This is a genomic window from Reyranella sp. CPCC 100927, assembly GCF_007859315.1.
GTDB lineage: Bacteria > Pseudomonadota > Alphaproteobacteria > Reyranellales > Reyranellaceae > Vineibacter.
The window spans coordinates 586107-604894 of the sequence record NZ_VOHA01000001.1; the positions used below are offsets into that span (position 1 = coordinate 586107).

Below are 18788 nucleotides of genomic sequence, written 5' to 3' on the forward strand. Positions count from 1 at the left end.
GAGCGGGCGAGACGCCCGCGCTCCCAGGTTTACGTCCCGTTTAGCGCGCGCCAGACGCGCTCGGGTGTGGCGGGCATGTCGAGGTGGCGGATGCCGTGCTCGGCCAGTGCATCGACCACGGCATTCATCACCGAGGGCAAGGCGCCGGCACAGCCTGCTTCACCGCAACCCTTGATGCCCAGGATGCTGGTCTTGGCCGGCACGGGATGGCTCTGGATCGTGAAATCAGGCGCGTGCGCGGCGCGCGGCAACGCATAGTCCATGTAGGAGCCGGCCAGCGGTTGGCCCTGCTCGCTGTATACGGTGCGTTCCATCAGCGCCTGGCCGATGCCCTGCACCACGCCGCCGTGGGCCTGGCCGTCGACCAGCATCGGGTTGATGACGGTGCCGAAGTCGTTGACCATCACGTAGCGCACCACGTCGATGGCACCGGTGTCGGGGTCGATTTCCACCTCAGCGACGTGGCAGCCGTTGGGGAAGGCCGACGGCGGGTTGTCCGACACATGTCCCACGTCGAGCGATGACGGTACGTCGGGCGGCAATTCGACGCCGGCGTGGAGCTTGCGCGCCAGCGCCATGATGCCGATGCCGCGGTCGGTACCGGCGATGGCGAAGCGGCCGCGGTCGAACTCGATGTCGGCGACAGCGGCCTCCAGCAGGTGAGCCGCGATCTGCTTGCCGCGCTCGACCACCTGCCCGCTCGCCTCGACGAAAGCCTGGCCCGCGACCATCATCGAGCGTGAGCCGCCGGTGCCACCGCCGGCTTTCAGCTCGTCGCTGTCGCCTTGCAGCAGGCGCAGCCGGTCGAAGGGGACGCCGAGCTTCTCGACCAGCACCTGGGCAAACGGCGTCGCGTGGCCCTGGCCGTAGTCGAGCGTGCCGCTGATCATCGTCACCGTGCCGTCAGCCTCGAAGCGGATGCCGCCCATCTCCTTGGACGGCGGTGCCGTGACCTCCAGGTAGCTGCCGATGCCGCGCCCGCGCAGCTTGCCGCGGTTGCGACTGTCCGCTCGGCGCTGGTCGAAGCCGTTCCAGTCGGCAGCAGCCAGCGCCTTGTCGAGCACATTGGTGAATTCGCCGCTGTCATACAGCATGCCGGATGGCGCCTTGTACGGCATCGCCTGCGGCGGGATGTGATTGTGCCGGCGCAGGTCGACGCGATCGATGCCTATTTCGGCGGCCGCCGTGTCGATCAGGCGCTCCATGTAGTAGTTGCCCTCGGGCCGGCCGGCGCCGCGATAGGCCGCGATCGGCGTGGTATTGGTGAAGGCGATCTTCGAGATCACCTCGATCACCGGCGTGCGATAGACGTCGACGATGTTCTTCACCGCATTGGTGGTGGCCGGCATCGGCGGATAGATGAAGGCGCCGGCGTTGCCGGTGCCCGTGAGTCGAACCGCCAGGAAGTTGCCCTCGGCATCGAGCGCCAGTTCGGCCACGCGCTGGTGGTCACGGCCGTGATGGTCGGAGACGAAGCTCTCGCCGCGTTCGTCGGTCCATTTCACCGGCCGGCCCAGCGCGCGAGCGGCGAACAGCAGGCAGGGATATTCCGGATAGGCCGGCGCCTTCATGCCGAATGAGCCGCCCACATTGCCGGTCAGGACATGAACCTTGTCCGGCGGCACGTTGAGCACATCCTTGGCCAAGGTCGCGCGCATGCCGAAGACACCCTGGCAGCCGACATGCAAAGTCCAGCGCCCGCTCGCCGCATCGTAGCTGCCGATCGCCGAGCGCGGCTCCATGGCGTTCACCACGACGCGGTTGCTGACGATGTCGAGCCGGGTGACATGAGCTGCGCGGGCAAACGCGGCGGCGACGGCATCGGCGTCGCCATAGTGATAGTCCAGCACCAGGTTGCCGGGTGCGTCAGGATGGATCTGCGGCGCATCAGGCGCCAGTGCCGAGGCCGGATCGGTCACGGCCGGCAGTTCCTCGACGTCGAGCATGACCGCTTCGGCGGCGTCCTTGGCCTGCACCGCCGTTTCGGCAACGACGACCGCGACAGCCTCGCCCACGAAGCGCACCTTGTCCTTGGCCAGCGACGGTCGCACCGGCGTCTTCATCGGTGAGCCATCCCGATTGGGGAAGTTGACCGGGCATTTCAGCGGGCCGAAGCCCGCCGCCTCGAGATCTGCGTTGGTGTAGATGCCCAGCACGCCCGGCATCGCCTTGGCCGCGTCGAGGTCGATGCCGCGAATGACGGCGTGCGCATATCGGCTGCGTACCATCACGGCATACGCTTGGCCGGCAAGGTTGACGTCGTCGGTGTAGCGGCCCTCGCCGCGCAACAGCTTGGGATCCTCGCTGCGCGGCACGGGCTGGCCGATGCCGAATTTCATCAGCGCCAGATCGGTATCGGGCTCGTCTCGCATCGGTGTATCTCTCCGTGCCGAAACCGCGAGCGGCGGCCGGCTGCAGGTCTGCAAGGATCGGATGCCCTGATGCTAACGGTTGGCGCCGCTGTCCAGCAACGCCGTTTGTGCAATGTCGGTTTTCCTGGGAGCGCGGGCCTCTGACCGCACTCACCTTACGCGTCAGGCCACGCCGGCCAGGCCTGCGGCACTTTGCCGGCGAGCCAGCGCGTCAGCGCGGCGTTGACCTGCAGTGGCCGCTCCTGCGCCATCCAGTGGCCGGACGCGATGATCTGTTCGCTGAGATCACGGCAATGGGCTCGCATCGGCTCGGCCAGTCGCGACGTTACGCTCTCGCAGGTGTAGTCGTAGCGCGCCGCCAGGAAGAGCACGGGCATATCGAGATGGCCGCCGTTCACCGCTGTCTCGGCGTAGGCGGCGTTGGCCTTGTGGTTCATGTAGAACGAGTCGGGACCGAAGAAGCCGTTGCGCTGCAATGCCTCGGCGTAGATCCGCAGATCTTCTTCGCTTACCACGTCAGGATCGCGCGGGATGTCCGGTGCCGACGGCAGGCCGCGAAACCAGCCGTTGTGCTTGCGTGCGAAGGCCGTCGGCGAGGGCTGCATGACGCCCGACGGGTTGCCCTTGCGGAACAGCGCCTTCACCAGATTGTAGGGATGGGCCTCGAACTGCTTCGTGACGACCTCGAAGTTCTCCTCGTAGAAGCGCATGTACTCCCATTGCCCGGCCGGGAACTCGCTCTCGGGATAGACGCGGCGGTCGACCAGCGGGATCACGAAATCCAGTCCGCGCTCCAGGCTGTAGTAGGGCACGCACAGGCTGGCGACGGCGTGGCAGCGCTCGGGGTGGTGGCTGGCGACATTCCATACCACTGGGCTGCCCCAATCGTGCCCGACCCACACGGCTTTCTCGGCGCCCAGCGAGTCCAGCAGATCGATCATATCGGCCACGATGTGCTCCTGAGCGTAGTCACCGTGCGTGCGATAGACGCTGGAGCGGCCATAGCCGCGCAGATCGGGTGCAATGGCGCGGAAACCAAGCGCCGCCATGCAGGGCAACTGATGCCGCCAGCTCAGCGACAGCTCGGGCCAGCCATGCACGAAGATGATCAGCGGCCCGTCGGCCGGGCCGGCCGCGAGATAGAACGTCTTGTGGCGCGACGTTTCGGCGAAATGTTCGCTCAGCACGGAGCAGTCTCCTCATGCGTTTGGTCGGACAATGGCCCGAGGTTCTTGCATGCCAGTATAGCAAATAGCGGCACGTGGGGTGTTGGTGTTGTCTCGCTAGGACGAGAGCGTCAATTCAACGAAGTCACCAGGCTTCAATGCGTCTGTGCTGCAACGATGTCGGCGATGAGGCGCTGAAGCTTCGGCCAACTCGTTGTCGGCAGCGCGAGGATAGCAAGCCGCCGGCCAGTGATGACTTGCTGGTACCGCAAGTTCTTATCCGTCGTAATCAGGGCATCGAAAGCCACGCTGGCAGCGTCGAGCAGATCGCCATTGCTGAGCGCGGACCAGCCCATTTCACCGGCTGTTGCGACCGTGTGGGCGACCAGCATATGACGAAGAGGGGCGGGCGTGCCTTGGTCGAACAGGATCTTCATCTGGGTGTGAAGCAGCTAGGCGCCTTCCAGACTACGCTCGGTATGTGCCAGCACGGCCTCGACCTGTTCCCGGCGCACATCGGGAAACCATTCGAGGAAGTCGTTCACACTGGCGCCGTCCTCCAGGTTCTCGAACAGCGCTTTGACCGGCACACGTGTGTCCTTGAACAGCCAGGCACCGCTCACCTTGCCGGGTATGCGCTCAACAGCGGGACAATCGCTCCAAGTCAACATGCTGTGAACCTATGTCGTGTGGCTGGGTGTCTCAAGACTGCAGTTTTGATAATAATTCTCAATTGCATTGACTTGTCTTCGCAGTGATGGGAAAGTTCACGGTATGATGACGGGCAGATCCCTGGAGCCGGCTGATTTATCGGTGATGCCGTGCCATTCGGCGCGCGGGTTGGCCGACGTCGCGCGGCGCTGGGGCTATGGCTGCGACGTCGACGCTGCCGATGATGACGCGCCGTTGGCCGAGGGTGTGCTGTCGACCCTGGAGCTCTCCTGTGGCGTGCGGGTCTGCGCCACCGACCTGGTCGCGACGCGTGACAACGAGCGGGCCGGGATCATCGCGCGGACGCTGACCATCGTGCTGGTGCTCGACGGCGATCCGATCCGCTATGCGCTCGACGGCGGGCAAGAGCAGATCTTCTGGCCGGGCCGAGCAGCGATGGTCACGGTGGCGGGCGATGCGCGGCTGTCGGGACGCCATCGCCGCGGCGAGCGCAGCCGCAGCCTGGTTCTGCAGGCCAATCCGCGCGACATGGATGACGATGCGCTGGGTGCGCACGTCGCAGGCAGGCTCGCTGAAACGGCTCTCGCACCGCTGCGAATCGGCGATCGGCTGCAGGCGCTGGCACACGACCTGATGGCGGCCCATCAGGCCGGTCCGGTCGCCCGGCTGCTGGCGGAGAGCTGCGCGCTCGAGTTGCTGGCCCGCGGGCTCGCCGCCGAGCAGTCCGCCGACGGCGCGGTGCATCCGCGCGACGCCAGCCGCGTACTGCGGGTACGCGACAAGTTGATCGCGGCCCCGGCCGAGGATCATCGGCTGGACGACCTCGCGCACCTGGCGGGCATGAGCGTCAGCAGTCTCAAGGCGAAGTTCCCGCGCGTGGTGGGACAATCGGTGTTCGATTTCCTGCGCAGTCAGCGGCTGGAGCATGCCCGCCGCGGCCTGGAGCGCGAAGGCTGGACCGTGAAGCAGGCCGCCCATTTCGTCGGGTACGCTCATCCCAGCAACTTTGCCGCCGCCTATCGCCGCAAGTTCGGTTCGCCGCCGCGCGACGCGCGCGGCGCTTGAGTCGTGCAATTGGCGCCCTGGCCGCACGCATAAGCCTTTTGGCGCCGCGCATAGGCCACATCACTGGCCGTCCGGGTGTTCGGATGCTCATGCTCCGCCGGTTATTGGCAAAGCGGGGGTATTGATGAACCGGGGTGGCGTGACGCGGCGGCATGGGGCGCCGCAAGGGCAGGTGTGCGCCCGGCTGCTGGCGTTGCTGGCGACCACGATGCTCGGTGGTGTGTGGGCGGCAGATCGCACCGCGCAGGCGCAGACCGCGGCAGCGCCGGATGCGCCGGTCACCGTGCTGGAGCCACTGGACATCACGGCGCGCAAGATCAAGGAAAGCCAGCAGGACGCACCGCTCAGTGTCACCGCCGTGGGTGCCAAAAGCCTGCAGGATCGCCGCATCGATGACGTCGAGACCTTGCTGCGCGAGGTCCCCAATGTCGGCTTCAGTTCGCTGGGCGATGGCCGGTCGACCTTCCTGTCGATCCGCGGCCTCGGGCCGATGTCGCAGCCGCTGGGCTATGACGACACGTCGGTGGTCACTTATGTCGATGGCGTGCCGCAACCGCTGTTCGGCTCGGATTTGCGCATCTTCGATGCCGAGCGCGTCGAGGTTCTGCGCGGCCCGCAAGGCACGGTGTTCGGGCGCAACGCGCAAGGCGGCGCCATCAACATCATCACGCGCCAGCCCGGCGATCGCTTCGAGGCATCGGCGCGCGGCGAGGTCGGCACCGACTGGTATCGGTTGGGGCAGCTCTCGGTTTCCGGTCCGCTGATCGATGGCAAGCTGGCGGGGCGGCTCACGGCGAGCTATGCCGGCGTGAATGGCGACGTCACCAACGCGGCGCCCGGCTTCGGCAAGATCGGCGACACCGAGAACGGTGCCTTCCGCGGTTCGCTGGTGGCGACGCCGGGCGCCGATACCAAGCTGACACTCAGCTTTTTCGGACAGCGCGACCGCAACCATCCCTCCAACTTCCTGCTGCGCAAGCAGGCGGACTTTCCGGCCGTGGCGCTCGATCCGCGCGGTTATATCCATCGCGATGTCGCCGGCGTGTCGCTGACGGCGACGCATGATTTCGGCAACGTCGTATTGACGTCGGTCACCGCCTTCAATCACTACGACTACAAGTCGCTCAGCAACAACTCCGAGGCGCTGACCTTCTCACGTGTGTTCGGCCTGCCGGTCGGCTTCTTCCTGCCGGCGACGGACTTCTCCACCTATGACGAGCGCTTCAACAGCGTCTACCAGGAAGTGCGCCTCAACAGCGCCGCCGACTCGCGCGTCACCTGGGTGGCCGGCGCCACCTTCTACCACGACAACTTCAAGCTCGACTCGTACTACCAGTCGCCCTTCTTCATCTCGACCAACGGCTGGCGCAACCACCGCTATCGCACCAACAGCTACGCCATCTTCGGCGAAGCCACCGCGCCGGTGCCCGGCGTCGATGGCCTCAAGGTCTCGGCCGGCCTGCGCTACACCCACGACGATAAGCATTTTGACGCCCGCTACACCTCCAACGGTTTTGCCGGCACGGTGCCGTCGTTCCGCCAGAAGGGTTCGCTGGGCTTCGATCTCGTCACCGGCCGTGTCGCGGTGAGCTACGACATCAGTGCACAGTCGATGGTCTATGCCAGCGTGTCGCGGGGCGCCAAGAGCGGTGGTTTCCCCAATTTCACCAACAACGCGCCGACGGGCCTGGCCGATCAGCCGTACAAGAAGTCGACGTCGTGGACCTATGAGCTCGGCACCAAGAATCGCCTGTTGGGCGGGCGCGCCTTCGTGAACGCTGCCCTGTTCCTCAACAACGTGAAGGACCAGAACCTGTTCGCGCTTGATTCGGCGTCGTTCACTTTCGTGCCCAAGCCGCTCGACACGCGCAGCTATGGCGCCGAGATCGAGCTGGGCTACCGCCTGATGCCTGGCCTCGACCTGTTCGGCAGCGCCGGCTACACCCATGCCACCGTGCGCAACGTCTCGGCCGATGTCGCTGCATCGTCCGGGGCGAAGAACGGCAATCGGGTGCCCAGCACGCCGCGCTTCACGACCAGCCTCAGCCTGCAGTATCGCGGCACCGCGACCTGGCTCGGCCTGCCCGACAGCATCAATGTCTTCGGCCTGGCGCAGCATCAGTTCATCGGGGCGCGGGCCGCCGACGTCGGTAGCCATTTCCGGTTGTCGGCCTATCACATCGTGAACGCCAAGGTCGGCCTCGAGTTCGATCGTTTCAGCGTCTACGTCTTCGGCCAGAACCTGGCCGACTATCGACCGCAGTATATCGGCCTGTTCTACGGGCCGGGCGCCGAGGCCGTCACCGTCGGTCATGGCAGGGTGGTGGGCGTGGGAGCCCAGGTGCGGTTCTGATCGCTATGCGGTTCGCCGTCGTCGCCATGCTGAACTGCCAGCAGTACCTGGCGGTATCGCTGATCTATGCCGCAATTCCCGTGATCCTGCGCCGCAACGGTGCGCCGCTGGAGATGATCGGCCTGTTCGGCATGGTGTTCTTCGCCTTCGCTGTCAATTTCCTGTGGGCACCGCTGGTCGATCGTTATCGGCTTACCCGCCTGGGGCGGCGTCGGTCGTGGATCCTGGTGATGCAGATCGCCAGTGCCCTTGCGGTCGGGATCATGTCCCTCCTCGATCCGGCACATGATCTTGGTGCCATCCTGGCAGTCAGCATCGTGCTGGCGACCCTGGCGGCGACCCAGCGCATCGCCACGATGGGCTATGTGGCCGAGGCGCTGGGTGAGGGTGAACGCGCGATGGGCGCGGCGTTCGTCGGCTGGGGCGGTGCGTTGGGCAACGTCATCGGCGGCGCCATTTGTCTTTACCTGGTCGACGCCGTCGGCTGGCGGGCCGCGTTGCTGGCGGTCGCGGGGGTCATGCTTGCCTTCGCCGCCGCGCTCGTGGCCGTCGCCGAACCGAGGCCCGGCGCCGCGACGACTGCGCGCCTGCTGTTGCTGCGCATCCTGCGACGGCGCGACATCTGGCAGGCGATCGTCATCGTGACACCCGCCACCTTCGTCGTGTCGGTGGCTTTTGCCATGATCCAGCCGCGCCTGGTCGACCTCGGGTTCAGTCTGGCCACCATCGGCACGGCGATCGCCGTCATCCATCTCGCTGCCTTCACTGTCGTCGGCCCGGTCGCCGGTGCGCTGGCACGGCGGACGCCGCCACTGCGTGCCATCATGATCGGCGCTCTGGCACTGGCGCCGCTCTTTGTCGTGCTGACGGTAGCCGATGCGCCGTTGGGCGCCGAAGCGAGCGCGATCGCGGCCGTGGTGCTCGTCTTCTGCGCGCTGGCGGCACAGACCATCGCGTTCACCAGTTTCTTTCTCGGGCTGGCCGGGGGTGACGAGGCCGCGACCGAGGTGACCGTGCTGATGGCCGCGGTCGCACTCGTCGGCCTCCTGGGCTTTGCCGCCAGCGGGTTCATTGCCCAGCGTTTCGGCTATGCCGTGACCATCGGCCTTGTCGCCGCAGGATACCTCGCGACCGCTGCCCTCGCAGGATGGCCGCGACCGGCCGGGTTGCGATGAACGGCGCGCCGCGCACCGGCCGCAGGCTGTTTGCCGATCTGCTGCGAGCGGAACCGCGCCTGCTGCTGTCGGCGGCCGCGCTGGCGACGCTGGCCGCGGTCGCCGAACTGGCGCCCTACGTGCTGGTCCATCGCATGGCCGGCGCGGTGATGGCGCCTGATCCCGATCCCGGCCATCTGGTGTGGCTGGCGGTGCTGATGCTGGTCGCGGCGATCCTGCGCCTGCTGTTGTTCGGCGGCGCCAACATCCTGTCGCACCGTATGGCCTTTCGCATCCAGAAGAACCTGCAGGTTGCGTTGGTGCGTGCGCTGGAGCGCCAGCCATTGGGCGCGCTCGAAGGTCGCGCCGGTGATCTCAAGAAGACGCTGGTCGACGATGTCGGCGGACTGGAGCACCTGATCGCGCACACCTTGCCCGACGCCGTGGCCGGGCTGGTCCTGCCGCTGCTGGCGGCAGTGTTGCTCCTGGTGGTGGACTGGCGCATGGCTTTGGCGTCGCTGGCCCTGCTGCCGGTGGCGCTGGTTGCCCAGAAGCGCGCTTTCAGTGGTCTCGAGGTGATCCACGCGCAATGGCATGCCGCCGATACCGCCGCCAATGCCAGCCTGCTGGCCTACATCCGCGGCATTGCGACGTTGAAGGCGCACCATCGCGTGGCGCGCTCGCTTGGTACCTTGCGGCAGGCCGTTCACGCGCTCGCTGGCCTTGCCGACAGCATCACGCGCCGGACGGCGATTCCCTATGCGTTGTTCTTCGTGATGCTGTCGACCAACCTGCTGGTGGTGCTGCCGGTCGGCCTGGTCCTGCATGTCGCCGGATCGCTGGATGTCGCCGCGTTCGTTCTGTTCGTGGTGCTGGGCGCCGGCCTCACGGCCCCGCTGCTGCGCGTGATGTACGCCTTCGGGGCTTTGGAGCGCCAGATGCAGGGTGCCGCCCGCGTGGCGGCGTTGCTGGATACGCCCGCGGTGTCTCCAGGACGGCAGCCTCCGATCGCCGGAACACGGGTCGGCGCGGACATCAGCTTCGAGCATGTCTCGTTCGGCTACGGCGAGCGACCCGATGTCGTGCACGACGTGTCGTTCACCATACCGGCCGGCAGCATCGCGGCACTGGTCGGACCCAGCGGCGCCGGCAAGAGCACACTGGTGCGCCTGGTTGCCCGTTTTTGGGACCCGCGCGCCGGCGCCGTGCACATCGGCGGTGTCGATGTGCGCGCTATGGCGCCCGAATGCCTGCGCGACCAAGTCGCTGTGGTGTTCCAGGATCCGTTCTTCTTCAACGGCACGCTGCGCGAGAACCTGGTGATTGCCACCGCCGACACGACGACCGCTACCCTCATGCAGGCCGTCGATGCCGTTGGCCTGTCCGGACTGGTCGCGCAACTGCCGCAGGGCCTCGACACGCCGATCGGTGATCGCGGCGCGCGGCTGTCCGGTGGCGAGCGCCAGCGGCTCGCCATCGCCCGCGCGCTGCTGAAGGACGCACCGATCCTGCTGCTCGACGAGGCAACCGCCTTCGCCGATCCCGAAAGCGAGCGCGCCGTGCAGCGGGCCATCGGCCGCCTGACGGTTGGGCGCACCGTGCTGGTCGTCGCCCACCGCCTGGCCACCGTGATGCAGGCCGATACCATCGCGGTGCTGGCCGATGGTCGCCTCGACGGCGTTGGTCGGCATGAGATCCTGTTGCGGGACTCGCCGGTGTATCGCCGGCTGTGGGATGCGCAGACCGGCAGCCGCGACTGGGCGTTGCGCACATGATCGTCGATTTCGGCTTCGATCTCGCCGGCCGGCGCGAACCACGCCTGTGGCGCGGCCTCGCCCTCGGCGTGGCGGCGGCGCTCGTCGAGACCATACCTTATGTCGAGCTGGCGCGCGTGCTCATCGCGGTCTTTGCCGGCCGCGCCGATGTCGCCTTGGCCGTGGAGGCGGCGCTCGTGCTGACGGTGGCGACGATGCTGCTGGTGGTGTTGAAGGCGCGCGCCAACATCGAGAATTTCGCTACAACCTACGGCGTCGTCGCCGATGCGCGGCTGGCCGTGGCCGACCACCTCAGTCGACTGCCGATGGGCGTCTTCACACAGGCACGTCGCGCGATCATCGCCGAACTGCTGACCGGGCGCTTCAGTCTCTATCAGGACGTCGTCACCCATGTCTGGGGCCTGTCGGTCGTTAATGCGGCGTTGCCGGTATTCCTGTGGGGCGTGCTGCTGGTTCTCGATGTGCGCGTCGCGCTGATGGCGGCTGCGTTCGTTCCGATAGCGTTTATCGCCATTCCCTGGTCGTTGCGCCTGCTGTCGCGTGCGTCGGCGACGGTCGCCGACCAGCGCGATGATCTGGTGGCCGCACTGGTCGATCAGATCGAAGGCAGCCGCGACCTGCGCCAGTACGATCGCGGTAACCATCGACGGCTTCTGGTTGAGGCACAGTTGCAGCGCTTCGAGCAGGCGCAGATGCGCGCCGAACTGGCGCCGGCGCCGGCGCTGCTGGCCTTCGCCTTTGTCCTGCAACTGGGGTTCGCCGTCGCCGCGATCGCGGCGGCGGTGGGTGTCAGTGGCGGTGATATCGCGCCGGCGGTCCTGGTCCTGCTGCTGGTCGTGGCGTTGCGCTTCTACCGCTCGATCATGGATCTGGGCCTCAACCTCGCCGAACTGCGCTTTGCGCGTGAGACGCTGGCACGCATCCGGCGCCTGGCCGCCGAAACGCCATTACCGGAGCCGGTCGTGGATGGGACACCGACCGACGCCGCCATTGCCTTCAAGACAGTCTCCTTCGCTTACGAGGGTGGCGACGGTGCCGGATTGCACGAGATCGACGGATACATCCCGGCGGGCGCCATGGTGGCGCTGGTGGGGCCGTCGGGTTCGGGCAAATCCACGCTTGCCCATCTCGTGGCCCGGTTGTGGGATGTCGGATCCGGCAGCATCACGATCGGTGGGGTCGACGTGCGGGCCCTGTCGGCCGAGACGTTGGCCCGCACCGTAGCCATGGTCCTGCAGGATGTCGTGCTGTTCGAGGGCACCGTTGCCGACAACATCCGGCTCGGCCGGCCGGATGCGCCTGATGATGCCGTCGAGCAGGCGGCGCGTGCCGCCCGTGCCCATGACTTCATCATGGCGCTGCCGCAGGGCTACGCCACGCCACTCGATGCCGAAGGCGGACCGCTATCGGGTGGCGAGCGCCAGCGCATTGCGATCGCCCGGGCGCTGCTGAAGGATGCGCCCATCCTGGTGCTCGACGAGGCAACCGCCAATATCGACACCGAGAACGAGGCTGAAATCCAGGCCGCGCTGAGTACCCTGACGGCGGATCGCACTGTCCTGGTCGTGGCGCACCGGTTATGGACCATCACTCGGGCCGATGCGATCTGGGTGATCGACCAGGGCCGCATCGTGCAGCGCGGGTCGCACCAGGACCTGCTGGCTGTCCCGGACGGCCTCTATCGCCGACTGTGGGACGCGCAGATGCAGGCGCGCACCTGGCGAATCACGTCAGGATAAGGGTGTAGTTTAATTGCAATTGCGACTTATTATCAATTCATGATAGATTTGTGAAACCGAAGCAGGGATGGCGGCGGGGGTTCCATGAGTCACGGCAGCGAACTGGTAGCGGAAGCGGCGCTGCATACGGAGGAACTCAAGCCCGCCAAGGCAGAGATCGACAGGGTCCTCGATCATCTCGACATCCACACGCGCAGCTTCATCGCGTTGTCGCCTTTCCTGTGCATCAGCTCTATCCGACCGAACGGTTTGGCCGACGTATCGCCGCGGGGCGGTGAGCCGGGCTTTGTTCACGTGCTGGACCACAAGAGGCTGGCGTTTCCCGATCGGCCCGGTTCCCATCACCTCGATACGCCGACCAACATCGCGCATGTGCCGGCGGTGGAACTGCTGTTCTTCATCCCCGGTATCGAGGAGATGCTGCGCATCAACGGTATCGCCTCGACGACAGCGGCGGACGAACTGATGTCGCGGTTCCTTGTTGACGGCAAACGGCCGCGGTCCGTGGTCATTGTCGAGGTGCAGGAGGTTCATCTCGACGGTACCATGGCCTTGCGGCGCGCTGATCTGTGGAACCCGGCAAGGTTCGTGCCGCGCAAGGCGCTGCCAAGCCTCGCTGCCTTGCCGCGGGTCCGGTGAAGGGTGGCTGAAGCGGCTGCCGGCGTGCCCGGGATTATGCGGGCACGGCGCCCGTCTTGCCGTTCTCGACCACGAAGCTTCTCAGGCGACGCACCGCGGACTGCGGATCCTGCACGTCATCGACGGCCTCGAAATGCGTGGTGAGCGTCTGTGGCGTCAGCTCCATGGCGACGTAGCCGCGCTTGTCGCCGCGTCCGTATTTCAGGTGCGGATTGGCGGCCAGCACGCGATCGACCGCGGCCTGCGATGGACCATTCGATGTGACCGAACTGCCGACGAACTCGGTCGCCACCACCGGTCCCTTGGTGGCGAAGTCGCGCTTCAGGTCGCTGACCCAGAAGGAATGAACGTCGCCACCGATGACGACCGGATTGGCGATGCGATGCCGCGTGATGCTGTCGAGCAGCCGCTGGCGCGACGCTGGATAACCGTCCCAGCGATCGACCATGAAGCCCTGCTCGCCCTGGCCGCCGCGGCCGACCTCGGCCATCAGCGTCTGCTGCGCCAGCACGGTCCAGCGCGCCTTGGCCGTGGCCAGGCTGCCGTCGAGCCACCCCTCCTGCGCGGCGCCCAGGATCGAGCGGTCGGGCCGCGTGCGTTCGCTGCAATCGACCGGTCGCTTGGTAGTGCGGCTGTCAGTGACGCAGGGATGGCGCGAGCGGTACTGCCGATCGTCCAGTAGCATCACATCCAGCATGCTGCCGAAGCGATAGTGATCGTAGATGCGGAGACTGCCGTTCACCGGCGCCGCCGACATCGGCACCGGCATGTGCTCGAACCACGCCTGGTAGGCGGCGCGGCGTACGGTCAGGAAGAACTTGGGGTCGCGGTTACGGTGCGAGATGTCGTTGGCGTAGTCGTCGGCGACCTCGTGGTCGTCCCAGATGACCAGCCAGGGGAAGGCCGCGTGCAGCGCGCGCAGGTCGGCGTCGGTCTTGTACTGCGCATGGCGTTCGCGGAACTCGTCCAGGGTCGTCGGGATGGCGCCCGTAAAATGGCGGACGCGATGCCAGCCCCACGACGTTTCGTAGATGTAGTCGCCGAGATGGATCACCAGGTCGAGCTCGCGCGCCGCCATGTGACGCAGCGCGGTGAAGTAGCCCAGCTCGTATTGCTGGCACGAGGCGAAAGCGAAGCGGAAACGGTCGAGCACCGCATTCGCGGCCGGCGCCGTGCGCGTACGGCCGACGGGGCTCAGTGTGCCGCCAGCCCGGAAGCGATACCAGTACCAGCGTGCCGGTTTCAGGCCCTGCACCTGGACATGCACCGAATGCGCCCAGGCCGCGGTGGCGATGTGTTGGCCGCGCGCCGCGATCCGGCGGAAGCCGTCATCCTCGGCAATTTCCCAGTCGACCGGCACCGGTTCCGGCCCCACGCCGCCGCCGTTCAGCGGATCGGGCGCCAGCCGTGTCCACAGCACGACACTGTCGGGCCGCGGACAGCCTGACGCGACGCCGAGCTGGAACGGGTCGGCGGTGAAGTTGGGCGCTGCCGACGCGATCAGTGCCGGCCCGGCCACGAGGCCTGCGGTGGCACCGAGCAGGAGACGGCGTCGTCCGATGTGCGTTCGGGACGGGAAGCGGCCAATCATGGCCGCACCGGCAGCAGATCGCGGCGGGCGACCAATGCAAGGTCGGGCCGGTCGGTGGTGATGCGGTGTATGGGCTGGTGCAGCCAGTAGGTGATGTCGGGTGGATCGTTCGGTACCCAGGCGCCCAGCCGCTCGCTGCCGAATTTTTGCCGGCACAGGTCCAGCGTTGCCGACAACAGGCTTTTCTCGACCGCCAGCAGGCAGCCGTCGATGGCGGCGAACCGCTCCAGTGCCGCCTCGATACCGCCCATCAGCTCAGCCGAGCGACGATCGAGCGAAGCGAGCACGCGCTGGTTCGGATCGAGGCGGCGTACGGTCTGCAGCACCTCAGGCACGAAACAGGTGACGATGGCCTGTTGTTGCAGCTGATGGCGCTGGATCGTGTCCAACAGCCGTGCCTCCAGGCCGGGATAGGCTCGGCCGGCGACATCGGTCTTGATCTCGAGATGAAGCTCCAGGGCGCTGCCACGGAAAATGTCGAGCACGTCGTTCAGTCGCGGCACGCCTTCGCCATCGGCATCGTGCAACCGGATGGCAGCCAGCTCGGCCGCCGTTCTGTCGTGCACCGCGCCCGATGCTTCCGTCGTGCGTTCCAAGGTCGGATCGTGGATCACGACCAGGTCGCTGTCGCGCGAGAGATGCACGTCGAGCTCGACGCCGTCGACTCCCAGCGCCAGCGTGCGGCGAAATCCGTCCAGGCTGTTTTCCGGCCAGAGGTTGCGGGCGCCGCGGTGTCCGATGATCAAGACCATGCTGTATTCTATCACTCCTGGCTGCGCCCAGGATGACAGCTCCTATTTGCTGCTGTCGACCAGCCCCTTCACGAACCATCGCTGTAGCACCACCACGACGATGACCGGCGGCAGCATGACCAGCAGAGCGGCATTCATGGCGATGTTCCAGGCCGGCTCCATGTCCGAGCGCGGGATCAGGTTCTTCAGCCCGATCACCGCGGTGGCCATGCCAGGCTCGGTCGTGAACAGCAGCGGCCACAGATACTGGTTCCAGCCGTAGAGGAACAGGATGATGGCAAGCGCCACCATGTTGGACGTCGACAGCGGCAGCAGCACGCTCCAGAAGAAGCGCAGCGGTGAGGCGCCATCGATGCGGGCTGCCTCGCACAGCTCCTCGGGCACGGTGAGGAAGAACTGGCGGAACAGGAAGGTGGCCGTGGCCGAGGCGATCAGCGGCAGGATCAGCCCACCGTAGCTGTCGATCATGTTCCATTCGACCGTGATCTCGACGCGCCGGCCGATCAGGGCGCTGATCCAGCGTCCGACGTCGAGGATATCGAGCAGCCATTGCAGGGGCAGGGCGGCATTGGCCACCGCCTCGTAGGTCGGCAGGATGCGCACCTCGACCGGCAACATCAACGACATGAAAATCAGCCAGAACGCCAGCATCCGGAACCGGAAGCGGAAATAGGTGATGGCGAACGCCGACAGCAGCGACACCGCGATCTTGCCGATGGTGATACCCAACGCCACGATCAACGAATTGACGAACAGGCGCCCGAGATTGCCCTTCTCCCAGGCCGTGCGGGCATTCTCGAAGAACTGATCGCCGGGCAGCCAGGGGAAGGGGATGGTGAGTACCTCGGCGACCGTGTGCGAGGCGGCGACGAAGGCGAAATAGAGCGGCAGACACACCAGCAGCGCACCGGCGATGAGGATCAGGTGGCAGGTGATGTCGGTGCCGCGCGCGCGTTCGATCATGTCAGGCACCCTTTGGGACCGCGCACGTCAACGCGCGCCTCGGCGCGGCAGCGCCGACCGTCTTTCGCTCTTCGCTTCGCTGCGAGCGAATGCGGGCGTGGACGCCCGCGGTCCGAAATGCTGCCCGCATCATGCCCGCCCCCTACACATCGTAGTTCACGTTCCGCTCGACGTAGCGGAATTGCAGCAGGGTCAGGGTGACGGCGAAGATCATCAGCAGCACGGACTGCGCCGCCGACGAACCGAGATCGATATGCACAAAGCCGTCCTGGTACACCTTGTAGACCAGGATCATGGTGGCGCCGCCCGGGCCGCCGTGGGTGACGGCATCGATGATCGCGAAGGTCTCGAAGAAGCCGTAGACGAAGTTCATCACCAGCAGGAAGAACACTGTCGGGCCGATCATCGGCAGCGCGATCAGAAAGAATCGTCGCGCCGGCCCGGCGCCGTCGACCGCGGCCGCCTCCAGCAGCGAGGGCGGCACTGCCAGCAGCGCCGCGACCAGGAAGATGTAGTCGTAGCAGATGTGCTTCCAGGTGGCGGCGAGGGTGACCAGGATGAAGGCGTCGCGCCCGCTGCGGTTGGGATCCCAGCCGATGCCCAGGGCGTGCAAGGCATGCGCGATCGGACCCACGGCCGGATTGAACAGGAAGGCCCAGAGAATGCCGGCGATGACCGGCGCCACGGCGTAGGGCAGCAGGATGACGCTGCGATAGAGGCCCCGTGCGCGGATGACGCGGTCGGTGGCGAAGGCCAACACGCCCGCGATCACGATGGTGAGCGCACTCTGTGCCAGGGTGAACCAGATCGTGACCCAGACCGACGACTGGTATTCCGGGCTCGACAGCAGGGCGCGGAAATTGTCGAACCACACGAACTGGACGCGGGTGCCAAACGGATCGGTCAGCAGGAAGGCCTGCGCCAGGGCGCGAAACGCCGGGATGAAAAAGAACAGTGCCAGCACCAGCAGCTGCGGCAACAGCAGCAGCCACGGCAGGCGCGACTGCCGGAAATGCGCCCGCTTCAGGCCGGACGCTCTGCCCTCTCCCGCGCGCGGGAGAGGGAGGGGCCCGTCGCGCGACAGCGCGATGGGAGGGTGAGGGACCACGGACGCGTTGCTGAGTCCTTGGGCCCTCACCCGCCGATCGCTGGCGCGCTCGGCGACCTCTCCCGCAAGCGGGAGAGGCGAGTGATCAGTATTTCCCTGCATTCAGCTTCTCGAACTGGCGCAGGATATCGTTGCCGCGGCGCACGGCATCATCAAGCGCCTGTTGCGGCGGCTTCTTGTTGGCGAACACCGACTCCAGCTCCTGGCGCAGCGCGAACGTGGTCTGCGTGAAGTTGCCGAAGCGGAAGCCCTGCGAGTTGGCCGTCGGCGTGCCGCGGCTCAGCTGCAGGATGGCAATCTCCCGTGTCGGGTTGGCGGTGTAGTATCCTTCCTGCTTGGCCAGCTGATGGGCCTTGCCGGTGAGCGGCACGTAGCCCGTGACCTTGTGCCACCACACCTGCAGTTCGGGGCTGGCGAGGAAATTCAGGAACGCCGCGACCGCCGCGTACTCGTCCGACTTGTGGCCCTTGAGCACCCAGATCGTGGCACCGCCGATGGTGCTGTTGCGGGCCTCGATACCCGGTTCGACCGGCAGATAGGTGGCGCTCCACGCGATCTTGGCACTGCGCTCGACGCTGCCATGTGCCGCCGTCGAGGCGAAGAAGGTCGAGCACTTGCCCGAGGTGTAGAGCTGCTCGGGGTTGAGGCCCTGGCCCGCGATCTGCATCACGCCGTCGTCGACCCATTTCTTCAGTCGGGTCACCTGTTGCACGACGAGGGTCTTGTTGTAGACGAACTCGGTGTCGAGCCCATCGAAGCCGTTGGACTTGGTGCCGAAAGGCTGGTCGTTCACCACGCTGTAGTTCTCGACCAGGCTCCAGAAATAATCGCCGGCCAGCGATGAGCCGCAGTCGGCAATGCCCTTGGCCTTGATCTCATAGAGCTGCTTCTCGAACTCCGGCCAGGTCCGCGCCGGACCATCCTTGAAGCCGGCCTTTTCAAAATGCTCCTTATTGTACCACAGAATCGGCGTCGATGAGTTGAAGGGCATGCTCATCAGCTTGCCCTTGTAGCGGTAGTAGCCGGCGACCGGTTTGATGAAGTCGTTCCAGTCGCTCGCGTACTTCTTCTCGGTCAGCAGGTCCTGTACCGGGACGATGGCGTCGGACATCAGCATCGTCATGAAGCCGCGCTCATAGATCTGCACCATGTGCGGTGCCTTCTTGGCGCGATAGGCTGCGATGGTGCCGTTGATCACCTCGTCGTAGTTGCCCTTGTTCACGGCGACGACGGTGTACTTGGCCTGCGAGTCGTTGAACTTCTTGACCAGTTCATCGACGCGCTCGCCCAGCACGCCGCCCATGGCGTGCCAGAATTGCACCTCGACCTTCTGCGCTGCGGCGGACATGGCGGTACCGACCGTCAGGCACGCAGCCAACAACCCCGATGCAAGTCCTTTTCGAGTCATTCCCATCGTACCCCTCCCTGAGTGTTGCCGG

General features: G+C 66.1%; 15 protein-coding genes. 6 read left to right on the top strand and 9 right to left on the bottom strand.

The window, feature by feature from the left end; genetic code table 11:
* Positions 1-29: 29 nt before the first annotated feature.
* From FQU96_RS02595 to FQU96_RS02610, 4 genes are all read right to left on the bottom strand, one after another.
* Complete coding sequence (locus tag FQU96_RS02595) at positions 30-2372, bottom strand: xanthine dehydrogenase family protein molybdopterin-binding subunit (RefSeq protein ID WP_146539269.1); 2343 nt, start codon at positions 2370-2372, stop codon at positions 30-32.
* 155 nt (positions 2373-2527) lie between these two features.
* Positions 2528-3559: an alpha/beta fold hydrolase gene (locus FQU96_RS02600; protein ID WP_218574576.1), complete on the bottom strand. Its 1032-nt coding sequence runs from the start codon at positions 3557-3559 to the stop codon at positions 2528-2530.
* Between the two features lie 134 nt (positions 3560-3693).
* Positions 3694-3975 carry a hypothetical protein gene (locus FQU96_RS02605; protein ID WP_146539270.1) on the bottom strand — a complete coding sequence of 94 codons (282 nt, stop codon included), beginning with the start codon at positions 3973-3975 and terminating at the stop codon, positions 3694-3696.
* Between the two features lie 15 nt (positions 3976-3990).
* Positions 3991-4209: a DUF433 domain-containing protein gene (locus FQU96_RS02610; protein WP_146539271.1), complete on the bottom strand. Its 219-nt coding sequence runs from the start codon at positions 4207-4209 to the stop codon at positions 3991-3993.
* A 106-nt stretch (positions 4210-4315) separates the two neighbouring features.
* On the opposite strand from FQU96_RS02610, the gene FQU96_RS02615 reads away from it, so the two are divergent.
* From FQU96_RS02615 to FQU96_RS02640, 6 genes are all read left to right on the top strand, one after another.
* A complete protein-coding gene (locus tag FQU96_RS02615; RefSeq protein WP_146539272.1) occupies positions 4316-5275 on the top strand; it encodes a helix-turn-helix transcriptional regulator in 960 nt (319 codons plus the stop codon).
* Positions 5276-5399: 124 nt separating this feature from the next.
* Positions 5400-7628, top strand: a complete 2229-nt coding sequence (locus FQU96_RS02620) for a TonB-dependent receptor (RefSeq protein ID WP_218574577.1) — start codon at positions 5400-5402, stop codon at positions 7626-7628.
* A gap of 5 nt (positions 7629-7633) precedes the next feature.
* Entirely contained in the window at positions 7634-8803 is a 1170-nt protein-coding gene (locus FQU96_RS02625) for an MFS transporter (protein ID WP_146539273.1), read from the top strand.
* Positions 8776-10557, top strand: a complete 1782-nt coding sequence (locus FQU96_RS02630; RefSeq protein ID WP_146539274.1) for an ABC transporter ATP-binding protein — start codon at positions 8776-8778, stop codon at positions 10555-10557. The genes FQU96_RS02625 and FQU96_RS02630 overlap by 28 nt, the downstream gene beginning before the upstream one ends.
* Positions 10554-12296, top strand: a complete 1743-nt coding sequence (locus FQU96_RS02635; RefSeq protein ID WP_146539275.1) for an ABC transporter ATP-binding protein — start codon at positions 10554-10556, stop codon at positions 12294-12296. Before FQU96_RS02630 ends, FQU96_RS02635 begins: the two co-directional genes overlap by 4 nt.
* Before the next feature lie 84 nt (positions 12297-12380).
* On the top strand, positions 12381-12935 hold the full coding sequence (locus FQU96_RS02640; RefSeq protein ID WP_146539276.1) for an MSMEG_1061 family FMN-dependent PPOX-type flavoprotein: 555 nt from the start codon (positions 12381-12383) through the stop codon (positions 12933-12935).
* A gap of 34 nt (positions 12936-12969) precedes the next feature.
* Here FQU96_RS02640 and FQU96_RS02645 read toward each other — a convergent pair whose 3' ends face one another.
* The 5 genes from FQU96_RS02645 to FQU96_RS02665 form a co-directional block, all read right to left on the bottom strand.
* Positions 12970-14526 carry an alkaline phosphatase gene (locus FQU96_RS02645; RefSeq protein ID WP_146539277.1) on the bottom strand — a complete coding sequence of 519 codons (1557 nt, stop codon included), beginning with the start codon at positions 14524-14526 and terminating at the stop codon, positions 12970-12972.
* On the bottom strand, positions 14523-15278 hold the full coding sequence (locus FQU96_RS02650) for a glycerophosphodiester phosphodiesterase family protein (protein WP_146539278.1): 756 nt from the start codon (positions 15276-15278) through the stop codon (positions 14523-14525). The genes FQU96_RS02645 and FQU96_RS02650 overlap by 4 nt, the downstream gene beginning before the upstream one ends.
* A gap of 42 nt (positions 15279-15320) precedes the next feature.
* Positions 15321-16241, bottom strand: a complete 921-nt coding sequence (locus tag FQU96_RS02655) for an ABC transporter permease subunit (protein WP_146539279.1) — start codon at positions 16239-16241, stop codon at positions 15321-15323.
* Positions 16242-16383: 142 nt separating this feature from the next.
* Positions 16384-17331 (bottom strand): ABC transporter permease subunit, encoded by a 948-nt coding sequence (locus FQU96_RS02660; protein WP_255467869.1) that lies wholly within the window; start codon positions 17329-17331, stop codon positions 16384-16386.
* A gap of 103 nt (positions 17332-17434) precedes the next feature.
* Entirely contained in the window at positions 17435-18763 is a 1329-nt protein-coding gene (locus FQU96_RS02665; RefSeq protein WP_146539281.1) for an extracellular solute-binding protein, read from the bottom strand.
* Positions 18764-18788 lie beyond the last annotated feature (25 nt).